Genomic DNA, 15,364 nt, shown 5'->3' on the forward strand with positions numbered 1-15,364 from the left:
AAAGGGAAAATAGGACTCATGGACATGATCCTGAGCGTGGACGCGACCCTCACCCACAGCGCATGGTTCTTCATCGTCGGCATCGCCATCGCCGGGTTCCTGCTCGCCGGATTCAAGCTGGGACAGATGGTGCGGGCCAAGGAGCCGCCGCCGCCCACCCCCGAGAGCCAGCCGCACCTGCCGGACGGCGGCGCCGTGCACGAGGTCCGGGAGGAGCGGGACTCCGTCGAGATCCCCGAGGGCGGGCTGAGGCCGCACGAGATGCAGGGGTACGGGAACTTCGGTTCCACCACCTCCGTGCACCCGGACGAGGTACGGGCCGAACGGGAGTCCGGGTACAAGCAGGTGACCGGGCCCGGTCCGCACCCGCAGCCCGGGGCTCCGCCCAACGCGGGGCGTGGCGCACACGCGTAGCCGGATCCGACGAAGGGGGACGCACACCTGCCTCTGGCCCGCGCCCTCCGCGCGGGTCAGAGGTCCGTCCGGAGGCGGAGCACCTGCGGCGGGGGGTGGCGGGCCGAGGTGTGGCGGACCTCGGCCGTGAGGGGCGGGTCCAGGGAGGTGTAGGGGGTTTCGCCCACGCCGATCGCCGTGGCCACCGCGCCGCCGGCGGGCGCGGGGGCCGGGGGGCGGTCGCGCAGGGCCGCCGCGAGGTCCGTGCGCAGCGCGGGCGGGAGGGGGCTCGACACCAGGGGGGTCTCCTCGTCCTCCCCCGGGAGGACGAGGACCAGGGCCAGCGGGCGGCGCGCGGTGCCGGTGTAGCCGATCACCGCCGCGTCCCGGACGTTCGTGTGGCGCAGCTTGCGCCAGGCGCGGCGGCCGGACGGGTAGGGCTGGTCCAGGCGTTTGACTACCAGCCCCTCGATGCCGCTCGCGGGCAGGGTGGCGTACCAGGTCTCGGCCAGTTCCGGGTCGGTCGTCATGGGCACCGGCTGGAGCGGCGGCCCGAGCGGGGCGAGCAGGTCGACCAGGAGGGCGCGGCGGCGTTCGTAGGGGTGGGCGCGTACGTCGAGACCGGCCAGCTCCAGGACGTCGAAGGCGGCGTACGAGGCCGGAAGGGTGCGGGCCAGGGCGGCCGCGCGGGCCGGGGTGGCCGCCGCGCGGCGCTGGACCAGGGCGAAGTCCGTCCGGCCGGCGTGCCAGACGACCACCTCCCCGTCCAGGACGGTCCCGGCCGGCAGCTGCCGCGCGGCGGCGGCGAGGTCGGGGAAGGCGGTGGTGACGGTGCGGCCGGAGCGGGCCTGGAGGACGACTCCCCCGGCCTCGCGGCGGATGACCATGCGGTGGCCGTCGAACTTCGGCTCGTAGGCCAGGCCCGGGCCGCGCGGGAGGGTGCGCACGGAGGCCGCCAGGGCCACCCGGACCGGCGCCGTCACCGTGGCTTCCCGGGCAGCGCGCCCGCCCGGGCGGGGTCCAGCAGGGGGGCCAGGAGGTCGCCGTCGCGTTCGAGGCGCGGCGGTACGTCGTCGGCGAGGAACACCAGGTCGGAGGGGTCTCGGCAGGCCTCGACCTCCGCCCAGGAGACGGGGGCGGAGGCGGTCGGCAGGGCTCGCGCGCGCAGGGTGTAGGGGGCGGCGGTGGTCTTGGCGGCGGCGTTCTGGCTGTGGTCGACGAAGACCTTGCCGGGGCGCAGCGCCTTGGCCATGCGGTGCACGACCCCGCCGGGGAGGGCGGCCTCGGCCTCCTGGGCGAGCCGCTTGGCGTACGCGGACACCTGCGCGGACGGGGTCGGCTCCACCGGGACGGACAGGTGCAGGCCCTTGGAGCCGGAGGTCTTGGCGTACGCGTGCAGCCCGTCGGCGGCGAGGCGGTCGCGCAGCCAGAGGGCGACGGCGCAGCATTCGACGACGGTCGCGGGCGCACCGGGGTCCAGGTCGAAGACGAGCCGGTCGGCGACGCCCGGGGTGGCGGCGGGCCACTGGTGGACGTGGAACTCGACGACCAGGTTGGCGGCCCAGACGAGGGCCGGCAGATCGGACACGAGCACCTGTTCGGCCCCGGGGTCGTCCGAGCGGGGCACGGGGGCGGTCTTCACCCATGCGGGGGTGCCGGGCGGCGGGTTCTTGGTGAAGAACAGCTGCCCGTCCGGGCCGTCCGGATAGCGCAGGAAGGAGACCGGGCGGTCGTGGACGTGCGGGAGGAGGGCGGGCGCGACGGTGGCGTAGTAGTGCAGCACCTCGCCCTTGGTGAAGCCGGTCCGCGGGTACAGGACCTTGTCCAGGTTGCTGAGCGCGATGCGACGCCCCTCCACCGACGTGATCGGCGTCATACGATGAGATTGCCACGAATCAGGAGGAACCGTGCGATCCATTTGGAACGGGGCGATCTCCTTCGGCCTGGTCAGCATCCCGATCAAGCTCGTGAACGCCACCGAGAGCCACTCCATCTCCTTCCGCCAGATCCACGTGACGGACGGCGGGCGCGTCCGCTACCGCAAGGTGTGCGAGCTGGACGGGGAGGAGGTCTCGTCGGACGAGATCGGGAAGGGGTACGAGGAGGCGGACGGGTCGATCGTGCCGATCACGGACGAGGACCTGGCGCGACTGCCGATCGCCACGACGAAGACGATCGAGATCGTCTCCTTCGTGCCGGCCGATCAGATCGATCCGTTGCAGATGGACTCCGCCTACTACCTGGCGGCGAACGGGGCCACCGCGGCGAAGCCGTACACGCTGCTGCGGGAGGCGCTGAAGCGGAGCCGGAAGGTGGCCATCGCCAAGTTCGCGCTGAGGGGGCGGGAGCGGCTGGGGATGCTGCGCGTCGTCGACGACGTCATCGCCATGCACGGGCTGCTGTGGCCCGACGAGATCCGGGCGCCGGAGGGGGTGGCGCCGGAGGCGTCGGTCTCGGTGCGGGACGCCGAGCTGGACCTGGCGGACGCGCTGATGGCGACGCTGGGGGAGGTCGAGATCTCCTCGCTGCACGACGAGTACCAGGAGGCCGTCGAGACGATGATCGCGGCCAAGGCCGGGGGCGCGTTCGAGCCGTCGGAGGCGGTGGTCGAGCCGTCCGGCGGGCAGGTGATCGACCTGATGGCGGCGCTGGAGAGCAGCGTGCGGGCCGCCCGGGCCTCGCGGGGCGGGGGCTCGGGGGACGGTGACGGGGAGGCCGAGGTGACGCCCCTCCGCCGGAAGGCGGCCCCGGCGGCCGCCTCCACGCCGAAGGCGGTGGGCGGGAAGAAGTCGACCGCGGCCGGGGCCCGCAAGAGCGCCGGGGCCGCGAAGAAGACCGCGGCGAAGTCGACTTCGAAGGCGACGGCCGGCAAGTCGGGTGCGGGGCGGGCGGCTTCCGGCACCAGGTCCACGGCCACGAAGTCCACGGCCACCAAGTCCGCGTCCCGGAAGTCCGCGACCGCGAAGTCCACGGCTGCCGCGCGGAAGAGTGCCGCGGGGGCGGGGGCCGGCACGGGGACGGGAGCGGCGAAGAAGGCCGCCCCGCGGAAGCGGAGTTCGGCCTGACCGGGTGAGGGCGGGGGCGGGGCCGGGGCCGCCGCCGTGCCGTTCCCGGCCCGCCGCGGACGGGAGGGCGGGGCCGCCGCCGTGCCGCTCCCGGCCCGCCGCGGACGGGAGGGCGGGCCAGGGGCTGTCGTCGAAGTCCCGCAGCCGCCCGGAGGGCGGCCCGGCGGCGCCATGGGGGTCCCCTGCTCGCGCGAAGCCGAGAGCGCGTGCCGGGCGTCGCGGGGCAGGCGGGACGTCGCCGACAGACCCTAGGGCTCGGGGGTCCAGGTCGTCCTGGTGCGGGCCAGGGTGAACAGGGCTTCCACGTCCGGTGGTTTGAGGGTCGGGGGGATCGCTCGGAGGGTCGTCGTCAGGGTGGGGGGCTGGAGGACCAGGACGTCCCGGAGGGTGGGGGCCACGTCCACCCGGGAGGCGTCCGTGAGGGTCAGGGCCGGGGTGACCGTCGACGCCAGGGCGCGGGCGGCGCGGGCGGCCGCGCGGCGGATCCAGCGCGGGTCCGGGCCGGGGTCCGCGCGGCCCACCGTCAGCAGGAGGTCACCCACCTGGGCGCGCTGGCGGCGGCCCGGGACCGTGCGGAGGGCGAAGACGCCCGGCGGGCCGATGAGCAGGTGGTCCAGGAGTCCGAGGCCCGGCAGGGGGACGTCGTGGACGGCCCGCCAGTCGGTGGCTTCGAGGAGGTCGAGTTCGGCGCCCGTCCGCTGGAGCGCCAGGAGTCGACGGCGCATGCGGTGCCGGGTCCGGCTGCCGCCCGGTGCGCCGTGGGCCAGTTCGCCGAGCAGCGTCTCGCCGGGGCGGTTCGGGGCCAGGTCGCGGTCCGGCGGGAGGTACAGGCGGCGGAGTTCGGCCGGGGTGGGGACGGGGGGCGGGCCGATGGTCCAGTCCCCGCTCAAGTAGGGGCGCAGCGCGGCCAGTACGGCGTCGCACCGGTCGTCCGACAGGATGCTGATCCGCTTGGCCAGGCGGTCGTACCAGGCCACCGTCCGGCCGTCGGGCAGGCTGACGTAGAGCCGGCCGCGGCCGGGCCGGCCGCTCGGAAGGACCTTGAGTCCGTGCACCGTCCTCACCCCCGCGTCCATGGGAGCAGGAGCCGCCGCCCTCGGCAATCCCCCGGACATGTAACAGCTCCGTCGGCTCGCTGCTGCCTTCCTGTTACAAGGCCAGCGCCCTACCGCAACAGCCCGCGCCTACGTTGGTGCCACACCGCCGGCACCGACCGCACCGAGGGACTCCCGTGAACACCGCCAGCCGCCGCACCATCGTTCGCGCCACCGCCGTGACCGCATGCGCCGCGGGCCTGCTGGCGCTGCCCACCGCCGCCGCGCTCGCCGACGGGGTTCCGGCCGCGTCCGCCGCCGGCGCGCCGCGGACCCTGGTCAGCAGCCTCGCGCTCGCGGACGGCCGCTCGACCGCGAAGGTGTACCGGCTCGCGAAGGACGCGTACCAGGCGGAGATCCTCCGCTCGGGCGCCACGGTGGCGACGCTGACCAGCCGTGACGGGACCACCGGCGTGGGCGGGGCCGGCGAGCTGCACGCCGCGCTGCGGCCGGACGGGCGGCTCTCCTCCTGGGTCGGCGAGACCCTGGCGCAGAACGGCTCGCACACGGTGGCCGGAGACGGACACAAGACGGCGACCCGCCGGGGCGCCGGCCGCGTGGTGCCGGCCGCCGCCGAGACCCACCGCATCGCCGGCACCGCCGAGGCGCTGCGGCTGAACACCCTGGCCGACGGTCAGGGCGGCGGGGTGCTGCTGCTCGCGGCGGGCGGCGGGATCGCGGCCGTGGGCGCGGCCGGGCTGGGCTTCGCGATGCTGCGCCGGGGCCGTACGGACGGCTGACCCCCGGGGCGGGGGACGGCTCCCGCCGGTGACCGAAAATCCTAAAACGGGCTTATCTCCGCATAAAGTGGTCGGGACGACGTCCCCGACGACTGCCTGATCCACCCCCGGAGAGGAGGGCCCGCGCCGTGCGCATGCCGTGCTCCCGTGCGCGAGCACGTCCACGTCCGGGTTCGGGTTCGGGTGCGCGTCCACGTGCGGGTGCGGGTGCCGGACTGGTCGTCCTGCTGGCCCTGCTGCCGTCGGCCGCCGGGTGCGGGAACACGGGCGGGCTCGTCTCCGCGGGGCCGACCCCGACCGTGAGCGGGCCCGTCGACCTGTGGCCGGAGCGCAAGGGCGCGGAGGTACCGCCCGCCGATCCCGGGGGCGCACCGCCGCAGTACGTGCCGGGCCTGCCGCCGGTCACCGGTCAGGACGTGCACTCCGTCGACCCGGTGGCCCTGGTGCAGGCCGAGCTGCGCGCCCGCCCCGACATCTCGGTCGGGCCGGACGGGATGCCTCCGGAGACCGCCGCGGCGATCCGCGCGTGCGGGCGGGAGGGGCGGGCTCCGGGGGCGTGTCCCGTACTGGCGCCGTACTACCGGGACCTGACCGGGAACGGCAAGGACGAGGTGGTGGTCGGGATCGAGTTCCCCGACAGGATGATGTCCGTACGGGTGTACACGGCCGATCCGGACGGCCGGCTCGACCGGATCATGGCGACGACCCAGACCGTGATCGGCGTGGAGCTGGCCGGGCGGGACGTGGTCCTGCGGGTGCCGAGCGGCAACCCCGGGTACGAGCTGATCACCGCCTGGTCCTGGGACGCGAAGCAGCGGACGATGCTGCCCGCTCGGGAGCAGATCGTACGGGTGCCGGCGGGGGCCACGGGGGCGGCCGGGCCCGCCGCGAGCCCTTCCGCGGGTGCGCCGTGAGGCGGCTGCTGCCGGCCTGGACGGCGACGCTGACCTGGAAGTCGGCCTGCTTCATCGTGGTGATGTGCTGCTCGCTGGCGGTGGTGCTGGGCGTGCTCGTGCACGTCCAGGTGACCCGGCAGACCGTCGCCACGGCCCGGGACAAGGCCCTGGGCAAGCTGCACGACGCCTCGCTCGCCTACGAGGCCGGCGAGACCCTGCCGCCCGAGTCGGGCATCGACCCGCAGGGGCTGCCGGGGCCGCTGCGGGCGCTGGCGGTGAGCGGGCAGCGCGGGACGGTCGTGGCCGAGGACCGGCAGGGGCGGCCGGTGATGTGGGCGGCGGCCCCGGCCGACGGGCGGGCGCTGGCCGCGTCCGTCGACTACGGGCAGAGCGCGCGGACGATCACGGGGCTGGACAACGCGATCATCGGGTCCTCGGTGCTGGCCCTCGGCGGGACGCTGCTGGTGGGGGCCTTCGCGGTGACGCGGGTGACGCGGCGGCTGCACCAGACGGCGACGGTCGCGCGGCGCATCACCCGGGGCGACCTGGACGCACGGGTCGGCGACCCGCGCGCGGAGGATCCCTCGCGGCACCCGGACGAGGTCTCGACGGTGGCGGGGGCGCTGGACGGGATGGCGGGGTCCCTCCAGCGGAAGCTGCTGAGCGAGCAGCGGTTCACCGCCGACGTGGCACACGAGCTGCGCACGCCGCTGACCGGTCTGCAGGCGGCGTCGGAGCTGCTTCCGGAGGGGCGGCCGACGGAGCTGGTGCGGGAGCGGGTGCGCACGATGCGGCAGCTGACCGAGGACCTGCTGGAGATCTCGCGGCTGGACTCGGGGAGCGAGCGGGTGGAGACCGATCTGCACCAGCTGGCCCGCCTGGCGCGGAGGGTGGTGCGGGCGTCGGGGACGGACACCGAGGTGGTCGTCGTCCGGGACGCGCACGTGGAGACGGACCGGCGGCGGCTGGAGCGGGTTCTGGGGAACCTGGTCGCGAACGCCCACAAGCACGGGCGGGGGCCGGTGGTGGTGACGGTGAACGGCCCGGTGGTGACCGTACGGGACCACGGGGACGGGTACCCGCAGTACCTGCTGGACGGGGGGCCGCAGCGGTTCCGGAGCGGGGGCAGGGGGCACGGACTCGGGCTGACCATCGCGGCGGGCCAGGCGGAGGCGATCGGCGCCCGGCTGGACTTCCGCGCGGCGGCGGGCGGCGGGGCCCTGGCGGTGCTGACGCTGCCGGCGGCGCCGGTGTAGCGGGGTGCCGCCCGCACCCCCGCCGACGGCCGGGGGGCGGGGGCGGCGGGGCCGCCCCCGGCGGCGGTCAGGTCTCGCGCCGCGGGGACTTCGTCCACGGCCAGCGGAGCCTCGGCTTCTCGCCCGTCGGGCAGAACGCGTACTTCCACCCCTTCTGGAGCCCCAGCCGCTTCGTGTACCCCGAAGGCACCCGCTCGTACAGCAGGACCGTCGGCGGTCCGCCGTCCGCCGCCGGGACGGGGATCTCGTACCACTTCGGCGGGTGTCCCGTCGGGCCGAGGAGGACCGGGAGGACCCGGCCGTCCATCGGGCCGCCCTCGAAGGGGGTCGGTTCGCTTCTCACCCCACCAGTGTCACAGCAGGTGGGCCGCGTCGGAGACCACGGGGATCACACGCCGCGCCAGGAGGCCCGCCGGGCCGTCCGCGCGTTCCAGGGCGAGGGCCGCGCGGGCGGCGGAGGCCGTTTCGGGGTCGGTGGCGGCGGTGGCCGTCAGGAGGGCGATGAACTGGTCCACCAGCCAGTCGCGGAGGGTGGCGGCCTCCGGCTGCTTGCCCTCGTCCAGCCAGATCAGGGAGGCCGCCTCGACCGCCGTGATCCAGGTGCGGACCATCATCCGCAGCCGCGGCCCGGGCCCCGGGGCGGGGAGCTCCAGGTGCAGGAGGATCTGTTCGGCGGCCGCGCGGCGGATGCCGTCCACCGTGGCGGTGGTGCGGGAGGTCTCCACGACGCTGCCGCTCTGGAGGAGGGCGGCGAAGCCGGCGTCGTGTTCGTCGACGAAGGCCAGGTAGCGGTCGAGGACCCGGGAGAGCCGGGCGGTGAGCGGCCCGGCCTGGGGCTCGGCGAAGCAGAGTTCGAGGACGTCGGCCGCCGAGCGCAGCGCGGCCTCGTACAGCTGTTGCTTGCCGCCGGGGAAGTAGCGGTAGACCAGCGGTCGCGAGACCCCCGCGGCCTCCGCGACGTCGTCGAGGGAGATCTCCTCCGGGGCCCGGTGCGCGAACAGCGACAGGGCCGCGTCGAGGAGTTGGGCTCGCCGCTCCTCGACGCTCAGTCTGCGGTAGGCGCGTACGGTCATGTCCGCAGCGTAGACGTACGGTGCGGCGCGCGGGGGCTTACGGGAGGAGGCCGGAGCTCTTCCAGAGGCGGCGGCCGGCGCCGCGCAGGACGCCGATGTCGTCGAGGAAGTCGGTGAGCCGCTTGGCTCCGCTCTGCATGACCTCGCGGCGGTGGCCGCTGGCCTTGACCTGGGCCACGGCCTCGCGCCGGTCGAGGCCGACGTTGTCGTAGACGGCCGGGTTCACGAAGGCGAGGGAGAAGACGCGGGCCGCCTCGCCGCAGCTGAGCCGGGTGAGCTCGCGCTCCCAGCGCGGGGCGGTCAGCATCTGGCGGCGCAGCTCCTCGCGGGCGTAGCGGACGTGCCGGGCCTCCTCGATGACGTGGATGCGGGTCACTCCGCGCACGAGGGGCTGGACGCGCTCGTCCGGGAAGGTCAGGCGCTGCATCCAGTCGAGGATCTCCTCGCCGAGGAGGGTGCAGGCGAAGGAGCCGGGGGTGGTGGAGACCGTCTTCAGGATCCGGGCGAGGTTGTGGTTGGCGCGGGAGACCGGGTAGGCGGGGGCGCCGCCCGTCCGGATCATGCGGGCGAACATCATCGAGTGGCGGCACTCGTCGGCGATCTCGGTGAGCGCGTAGCGGACGTGGTTGCTGGTCAGCGACTTGTCGTAGATGTGCCGGACCAGCAGCTGCATGAGGATGATCTCGAACCAGATGCCGAGCGAGGCGAGGGCGGCCGCTTCGTGGCGGGAGAGTTCGATGCGCTGCTCCTCCCCCATCTTCTTCCACATCGGGGTGTCGTAGAGGGAGAGCAGCTCGGGCGGCCAGTAGTACTTGCCGTCGACGGGCGGGGCCTCCCAGTCGAGCTCCTCGTCGGGGTCGAAGGAGTGCTTCGCGGAGGATTCGAGCAGGCGCTCGGCGATCTGCTCGCGGTCCTTGAGGAGGCCGAGGGCGTCCCTCAGCGCGGCTCGCTCCGTCACGGTCGTCATGGCTTCGGGCCCCTCGGCGGTCGGGTTACCAGCGGTCACGTCTTATAAGACTGCTTGTCAGCAAGGTCGTCAATCCCTCGCGCACGACTTGTTGACCCCGTGTCTACCAACGTGTGACGCTGCCAACTGTCCGCTCCTGTACGGCAGTACGGCAGTACGTGAGACGAGGAGGCATCAGTGTCGACGCACGAGCTCTACACCACGGCCCCGGGCGAGGGCGTCTGGCAGGTGCCCGCCGGCGGCTCGGCCCGCTTCAGCTGGGAGTACGACGAGGGCCGCGAACGCCTCCTCGCGCTCTACCAGAAGGGCAAGGACAAGCAGTGGGACGGCGCCAAGCGCATCGACTGGGACATCGAGGTCGACCCGCACGACCCGCTGGGCACCCCCGACGAGATGCTGACCCTGTACGGGACGCGGCACTGGGCCAAGCTGACCGAGAAGGACAAGGGGGAGCTGCGCCGGCACTACAGCGCCTGGAACTTCAGCCAGTTCCTGCACGGCGAGCAGGGCGCGATGGTGTGCGCGGCGCGCATCGTGGAGTCCGTGCCGGACCTGGACGCCAAGTTCTACTCCGCCACCCAGACCATGGACGAGGCCCGGCACGCCGAGGTCTTCGGGCGCTTCCTGCACGAGAAGGTCGGGATGCTCTACCCGATCAACAACAGCCTCCAGGGACTGCTGGGCGACACCCTGCGCGACTCCCGCTGGGACATGCCGTACCTGGGCATGCAGGTGCTCATCGAGGGGCTGGCGCTGGCCGCGTTCGGCATGATCCGCGACACGACGGACAAGCCGCTGCCCCAGCAGATCCTCGCGTACGTGATGCAGGACGAGGCCCGGCACGTGGCCTTCGGACGGATGGCCCTGCGCGACTACTACCGGCAGCTGACGGACGCCGAGCTGCGCGAGCGCGAGGAGTTCGTCATCGAGGGCTGCCACCTGATGCGCGACCGGCTGCGCGGGGTGGAGGTGCTGGAGAACTTCGGCGTCCCGCGGCGGGAGGCGGAGGAGTTCTCCGAGCAGTCGGAGTTCCTCCACCTGTTCCGCAGGCTGCTCTTCAGCCGGATCGTGCCGTGCGTGAAGGACATCGGGCTGTGGGGCGAGCGGCTGCAGCGGGCGTACCTGGACATGGGCGTCTTCGAGATGGGCGACTCCAACCTCGACCTGCTGATGACCCAGGACGAGGAGATCGCCGAGGCCCTCGACCGGAGGCGCTTCGCAGCCGAGGAGCGGGAACGGATGGCGGAGGTGGAGGCGGCCATCGAGGAGGGCGCGGGAGCCTAGGCGGACGAAGGCCGGGGCGGGCGGAGGCCGGGGGCGGAACCCGCGGCGGGCGGAGGCCGGGGGGCGGAACCCGGGGCGGGCGGAGGCCGGGGGCCCGGGGTTTCGGGCCGGTCAGCGGCTCGTCAGGGACGCCTGCATCATCGCGCGGGCGATCGGGGCCGCCGCACCGTTGCCGCTGATGTCGCCGCGGACCGCCGACGCGTCCTCGACCACCACCGCCACCGCGACCGCCGGCACCGGCGCCTCCCCGGCCCTGGCCCAGCCGATGAACCACGCGTAGGGCGTGCCGGCGTTGCCCACGCCGTGCTGGGCCGTGCCCGTCTTGCCGCCGACCCGGGCGCCCGGGATCGCCGCGTTGCGCCCGGTCCCCTCCTCCACCACCTTCACCATCAGCTCCTGCATCCGCAGCGCCGTCGGCGGGCTCATGGCCCGGCCCAGGGTGCGCGGGCCGGACCGCCGGACCAGGCCGCCGCCCCGACGGGTCGTACGGTCCACCAGATAGGGGGTCTCGATCTCGCCGCCGTTGGCCACCGCCGCCGCCACCATCGCCATCTGCAGCGGCGTGGCCCTGGTGTTGAACTGCCCGATCGACGACAGCGCCAGCTGGTCCGGGCTCATGTCGGTGTCGAAGTTCGACCGGGACACCCAGGACGGCACCCGCAGCTCCTCGTCGTTGAACCCGAACCGCTCCGCCGCCTCGACCATGCCCCTGAGGCCCACCCGCACCCCGATCCCGGCCATCACGGTGTTGCACGACCACTGCACGGCCTCCGCCATCGAGGCGTCCTCGCAGCCCGTGCCCGCGTTCGGCAGCAGGGTGCTCGTACCCGGCAGCGGGTACGGGTCCGGGGTGCGGGTGGGGGCGTCCACGTCGGTGACCACGCCCGCGTCCAGGGCCGCGGCCGCCGTCACGATCTTGAAGGTGGAGCCCGGCGGATAGGTCTCGCGCAGCGCCCGGTTGAGCATCGGCCTGGCGGGGTCCTCGTTCAGCCGGCCCCAGGCCGCCTTGACCTTCGTACCGGTACCGGAGAGCAGCCCCGGGTCGTAGGAGGGGCTGCTGACCAGGGCCAGGATCCGGCCGGTCGCCGGTTCCAGCGCCACCGCCGCGCCGCGCTTGCCGCCGAGCCCCCGGTACGCGGCCCGCTGCACGTCCGCGCGCAGGGTGGTCGCGGCGTCGCCGCCGGCGGGGCGGCCGCGCGAGAGGTCGTACCTGAGGGGGAAGGCGGAGAGCCCCGGATCGGTACCGGCCAGGACGGCGTCCTCGGCGCGCTCGGCGAAGCTGGTCCCGTACGTCTGGGAGGAGAAGCCGGTGACGGGCGCGTAGAGCGGGCCGTCGGTGTAGGTCCGCTCGTAGCGCAGGAGCTGGCCGCTGTCGCGGGAGCCGGTGACGGGCCGCCCGTCGACGAGGAGGTTCCCGCGCGGCTGCGCGTAGCGCGCGATGGCGGGGCGCTTGTTGGCCGGGTTGGCACCGTAGGCGGCGGACTCCCAGACCTGCACGCGGGCCACGTTGACGAGGAGGGCGGCGAGGAGGAGCACGCAGAAGTACGCGCACCAGCGGATGTAGCGGATCATCCCGACCCTCCGGCCGCCCCGGCTCCCCTGGGCCCCCAGGGTCCTCCGGCCGGCCCGGTCGGCCAGGGCATCCCGCCGCCGCGGGCGCTGTCGCTGAGCCGGACCAGCAGGGCGACGATGATCCAGTTGGTGACGACGGAGGATCCGCCCTGGGCCAGGAAGGGCATGGCCATGCCGGTGAGCGGGATCAGGCCGGTGACGCCGCCCGCGATGACGAAGACCTGGAGCGCGACGATCGAGGCGAGCCCGGTGGCGAGGAGCCTCCCGAAGGGGTCGCGGAGGGCGAGCCCGGCACTGAAGCCGCGGGAGACGAGGAGCCCGTAGAGGAGCAGCAGGGCCGTCAGGCCGACGAGGCCCAGCTCCTCGCCGGCCGTGGCGAGGACGAAGTCCGATTTGGCGGCGAACCCGATGAGGAAGGACTGGCCGTGGCCGATGCCGGCGCCGAGGAGGCCGCCGGCGGCGAAGGCGAAGAGGGACTGGGCGAGCTGGCCGGGGCCTTCGCCGCGGTCGATGGAGGCGAAAGGATTCATCCAGTCCTGGACGCGGCTGTGGACGTGCGGTTCGAGGGCGCCGACGGCGTACGCGCCGAGCGCGGCGAGGAGCAGCCCGACCGCGATCCAGCCGATCCGGCCGGTGGCGGTGAACAGCATGATCACGAAGAGGCCGAAGAAGAGGAGCGAGGTGCCGAGGTCCCGCTCCAGGACGAGGACGCCCACGCTGAGCAGCCAGATCGTGAGGATCGGCCCGAGGACCCGGCCGGGCAGGAGCCTGAACCTCCAGAAGAGCCGGCGGCCGGTGAGGGCCAGGGCGGTGCGGTTGGCGGCGAGGTAGGCGGCGAAGAAGACGGCCAGCAGGATCTTGGCGAACTCCCCCGGCTGGAAGGACAGTCCGGCGAAGCGGATCCAGATGTGGGCGCCGTTGACGGCCGGGAAGAAGACGGGGACGAGCATCAGCGCGAGGGCGGCGGTGACGGAGAGGTAGGCGTACCGCTGGAGCACCCGGTGGTCGCGCAGCCCGGCGACGACCAGGGCGAACAGCCCCACCCCGAGCCCCGACCAGCGCAGCTGGTCCCCCGCGCCGGCCTCGCCCGGGGTGGCGAGGTCGAGCCGCTCGATGAGCACGAGGCCGAGGCCGTTGAGCAGGACGGCGATGGGGAGGAGGACCGGGTCGGCGTACGGGGCCCGGAGGCGTACCGCGAGGTGCGCGACCAGCGCGGCCACGGCGAGGCCCGCGGCGTAGTGGGTGGTGGGGTGGTGGGTCACGGGGTGGTGGGCGGTGGTCCCCGGGTCCCCGCCGGCGAGGCCCACGTAGGCGTGGCCCAGCGCGGAGATCAGGACGGCTCCGGCGAGGAGCATCAGCTCGATGCCCCGGCGCTTGGGGGTGCGGACGCCGGGGAGAGGGGGCGGAGCGGGCTCGGGCTCCGTCACCTTCGCCGTCAGGGCTGGCGGGGGCATACGGGAAACGTAGCAAGTCAACCACCCCTATGTCCGGTTATGCCATAGTCTGCCGAAGAGTCGTCAGAAACGGTCGGAATCGCCACGAGCAGGAGCCGGAGCCGAGCCTTATGGGACCTGTGGAATTCATCGTCCTCGCCTTCCCGGAGGAACAGCTCCGGGTCCCGGCGGTCGAGGCCGTGATGGGGCTGCGCAAGACCGGGGTGGTGCGCCTGATCGACGGCCTCGTCACGACGAAGACGGCCTCGGGGGAGGTCATGGCGGCGGAGTTCGACGAGTTCGTGGAGCTGCGCGGCCTCCTGGCGGGCCGTGACGTGGCCCGGCTGATCGGCCCGGAGGACGTCCGCGAGGCGGCGGAGCTCCTGGACCGGGGCAGCTGCGCGCTGTTGCTGGTGGTCGAGCACGTCTGGGCGCAGGACGCGGCCGTCGCCGTACGGGCGGCGGGCGGGCGGATCGTGGGCTCGGTCCGGATCCCGGCGGAGCGGGTGGAGGTGGCCTGATGTTCATCCGGCCGGTGAACGTGACGGTGACGGCGGCGACCCGGCCTCCGGGCCACCCCCTGCTGCGGGGCCTGCTGCGGCGGGCGGCGGGGGCGGCGGAGTGGAGCCAGGACGTGGGCGAGGGGGAGGAATCCGCTTCGGGGGCCGGCGGGAGTGCGGATGACTCCCTGGCCGATGCGTTCGCGGAGGACGAGGCCGAGGCCCTGGCGGAGGCTGCGGGGGCTGCCGGGATGGAGGGGCGGGCGGAGGCCGCGGACGAAGCCGACGCGATGGCCCGGCCGAGCCCCTGGCCGACCACCCCGCCCCGGCCACCCCAGCCGGCGCCGTCGGCACACGCAACCCTGGTCCCGGAGCTCAACCAACTGGCCGACCTGGCCCGGGAGGGGCTCCTGACCCCGGAGGAGTTCAGCCGCGCCAAGGCACGGCTGCTGGAGGGGTGAGGCGGGGGTAGCGGCGCCGCGCCCGCCGGGCGGGGTCGGTGGGGGCGGGGTCCCTGCTGGGCGGGACAGGGAGGGCTTGGGGGTTTCCCGTCAGTCCCATCGTCCTTCCGCGTCGTGACGGCCCGTCAAGGGCGCTCCCTCCGGTCGCGTCGCTGCGCGATCGCCTGCGGCGACCCTTGACAGACCGCCCCGCCACGAAAAGCCGAAGACTGCCGGGAAACCCCCGAAGGAACGGGACGGATGTTCCTGGGACATGCGGCCGTATCAGGGATCAGACGAGGTCGTCGGGGGCCGGCAGACCACCCATCCGGGCCCGCAACCCATGCGATCGGGGCCGCCCTCACGCATCAGATCGCTACGCGCTCCTCCCGTCTCAGCGTCCGCAGCCCGTCTCGGGCCGCTCCCCACACCAAAGGACGACGAGAGGGTCCTTCGGGGCCGTCGGCCGCCTCAGATCGCTACGCGCTGCCCTGATGTCGGCGTCCGACCGCCGTCCGGGGCCGCTCCCCACACCAAAGGACGACGAGAAAGTCTTTCGGGGCCGTCGGCCGCCTCAGATCGCTACGCGCTGCCCTGATGTCGGCGTCCGACCGCCGTCCGGGGCCGCTCCCCACACCAAAGGACGACGAA

16 protein-coding genes are annotated in these 15,364 nt (G+C 74.2%); 8 read left to right on the forward strand and 8 right to left on the reverse strand.

What is annotated here, in order from left to right:
- Positions 1-18 precede the first annotated feature (18 nt).
- Entirely contained in the window at positions 19-414 is a 396-nt protein-coding gene (locus AB0469_RS16530; protein WP_366452072.1) for a DUF6479 family protein, read from the forward strand.
- 56 nt (positions 415-470) lie between these two features.
- Here AB0469_RS16530 and AB0469_RS16535 read toward each other — a convergent pair whose 3' ends face one another.
- The gene (locus tag AB0469_RS16535) at positions 471-1,376 is read right to left on the reverse strand and encodes an ATP-dependent DNA ligase (RefSeq protein WP_366452073.1); all 906 of its coding nucleotides are present in this window, start codon (positions 1,374-1,376) and stop codon (positions 471-473) included.
- Complete coding sequence (gene ligD / locus AB0469_RS16540; RefSeq protein ID WP_366452074.1) at positions 1,373-2,269, reverse strand: non-homologous end-joining DNA ligase; 897 nt, start codon at positions 2,267-2,269, stop codon at positions 1,373-1,375. The genes AB0469_RS16535 and ligD overlap by 4 nt, the downstream gene beginning before the upstream one ends.
- Before the next feature lie 31 nt (positions 2,270-2,300).
- On the opposite strand from ligD, the gene AB0469_RS16545 reads away from it, so the two are divergent.
- On the forward strand, positions 2,301-3,458 hold the full coding sequence (locus tag AB0469_RS16545; protein ID WP_366452075.1) for a Ku protein: 1,158 nt from the start codon (positions 2,301-2,303) through the stop codon (positions 3,456-3,458).
- Positions 3,459-3,706: 248 nt separating this feature from the next.
- Here AB0469_RS16545 and AB0469_RS16550 read toward each other — a convergent pair whose 3' ends face one another.
- Positions 3,707-4,513, reverse strand: a complete 807-nt coding sequence (locus tag AB0469_RS16550; RefSeq protein ID WP_366452076.1) for an NERD domain-containing protein — start codon at positions 4,511-4,513, stop codon at positions 3,707-3,709.
- A 176-nt stretch (positions 4,514-4,689) separates the two neighbouring features.
- Here AB0469_RS16550 and AB0469_RS16555 point away from each other — a divergent pair, with 176 nt between their 5' ends.
- The 3 genes from AB0469_RS16555 to AB0469_RS16565 all read left to right on the forward strand — a co-directional run bounded on the left by AB0469_RS16555 (position 4,690) and on the right by AB0469_RS16565 (position 7,444).
- Entirely contained in the window at positions 4,690-5,292 is a 603-nt protein-coding gene (locus AB0469_RS16555; RefSeq protein WP_366452077.1) for a hypothetical protein, read from the forward strand.
- A 299-nt stretch (positions 5,293-5,591) separates the two neighbouring features.
- Positions 5,592-6,206, forward strand: coding sequence for a hypothetical protein (locus tag AB0469_RS16560; protein ID WP_366452078.1), 615 nt, complete (start codon positions 5,592-5,594; stop codon positions 6,204-6,206).
- Positions 6,203-7,444 carry an ATP-binding protein gene (locus AB0469_RS16565; RefSeq protein ID WP_366452079.1) on the forward strand — a complete coding sequence of 414 codons (1,242 nt, stop codon included), beginning with the start codon at positions 6,203-6,205 and terminating at the stop codon, positions 7,442-7,444. Before AB0469_RS16560 ends, AB0469_RS16565 begins: the two co-directional genes overlap by 4 nt.
- Positions 7,445-7,511: 67 nt before the next feature.
- Here the strand turns inward: AB0469_RS16565 and AB0469_RS16570 are convergent, their stop codons facing one another.
- From AB0469_RS16570 to AB0469_RS16580, 3 genes are read right to left on the reverse strand one after another with little or no spacing between them, the layout of a single operon-like run.
- On the reverse strand, positions 7,512-7,787 hold the full coding sequence (locus AB0469_RS16570; protein ID WP_366452080.1) for a hypothetical protein: 276 nt from the start codon (positions 7,785-7,787) through the stop codon (positions 7,512-7,514).
- Positions 7,788-7,797: 10 nt separating this feature from the next.
- Positions 7,798-8,517 (reverse strand): helix-turn-helix domain-containing protein, encoded by a 720-nt coding sequence (locus tag AB0469_RS16575; RefSeq protein ID WP_366452082.1) that lies wholly within the window; start codon positions 8,515-8,517, stop codon positions 7,798-7,800.
- A 37-nt stretch (positions 8,518-8,554) separates the two neighbouring features.
- Positions 8,555-9,484, reverse strand: coding sequence for a diiron oxygenase (locus tag AB0469_RS16580; protein WP_366452083.1), 930 nt, complete (start codon positions 9,482-9,484; stop codon positions 8,555-8,557).
- A 177-nt stretch (positions 9,485-9,661) separates the two neighbouring features.
- On the opposite strand from AB0469_RS16580, the gene AB0469_RS16585 reads away from it, so the two are divergent.
- Positions 9,662-10,768 carry a ferritin-like domain-containing protein gene (locus tag AB0469_RS16585; RefSeq protein WP_366452084.1) on the forward strand — a complete coding sequence of 369 codons (1,107 nt, stop codon included), beginning with the start codon at positions 9,662-9,664 and terminating at the stop codon, positions 10,766-10,768.
- Between the two features lie 111 nt (positions 10,769-10,879).
- Here the strand turns inward: AB0469_RS16585 and AB0469_RS16590 are convergent, their stop codons facing one another.
- Both AB0469_RS16590 and AB0469_RS16595 read right to left on the reverse strand, forming a co-directional pair.
- A complete protein-coding gene (locus AB0469_RS16590; RefSeq protein WP_366452085.1) occupies positions 10,880-12,340 on the reverse strand; it encodes a penicillin-binding transpeptidase domain-containing protein in 1,461 nt (486 codons plus the stop codon).
- Complete coding sequence (locus AB0469_RS16595; protein WP_366452087.1) at positions 12,337-13,794, reverse strand: FtsW/RodA/SpoVE family cell cycle protein; 1,458 nt, start codon at positions 13,792-13,794, stop codon at positions 12,337-12,339. Before AB0469_RS16595 ends, AB0469_RS16590 begins: the two co-directional genes overlap by 4 nt.
- A 110-nt stretch (positions 13,795-13,904) precedes the next feature.
- Between AB0469_RS16595 and AB0469_RS16600 the strand changes: the two genes are divergently transcribed.
- Positions 13,905-14,294: a DUF6325 family protein gene (locus AB0469_RS16600; protein ID WP_366452089.1), complete on the forward strand. Its 390-nt coding sequence runs from the start codon at positions 13,905-13,907 to the stop codon at positions 14,292-14,294.
- On the forward strand, positions 14,294-14,734 hold the full coding sequence (locus tag AB0469_RS16605; RefSeq protein ID WP_366452090.1) for an SHOCT domain-containing protein: 441 nt from the start codon (positions 14,294-14,296) through the stop codon (positions 14,732-14,734). Before AB0469_RS16600 ends, AB0469_RS16605 begins: the two co-directional genes overlap by 1 nt.
- Positions 14,735-15,364 lie beyond the last annotated feature (630 nt).

Source organism: Streptomyces sp. NPDC093801 (genome assembly GCF_040701585.1).
Classification (GTDB): domain Bacteria; phylum Actinomycetota; class Actinomycetes; order Streptomycetales; family Streptomycetaceae; genus Streptomyces.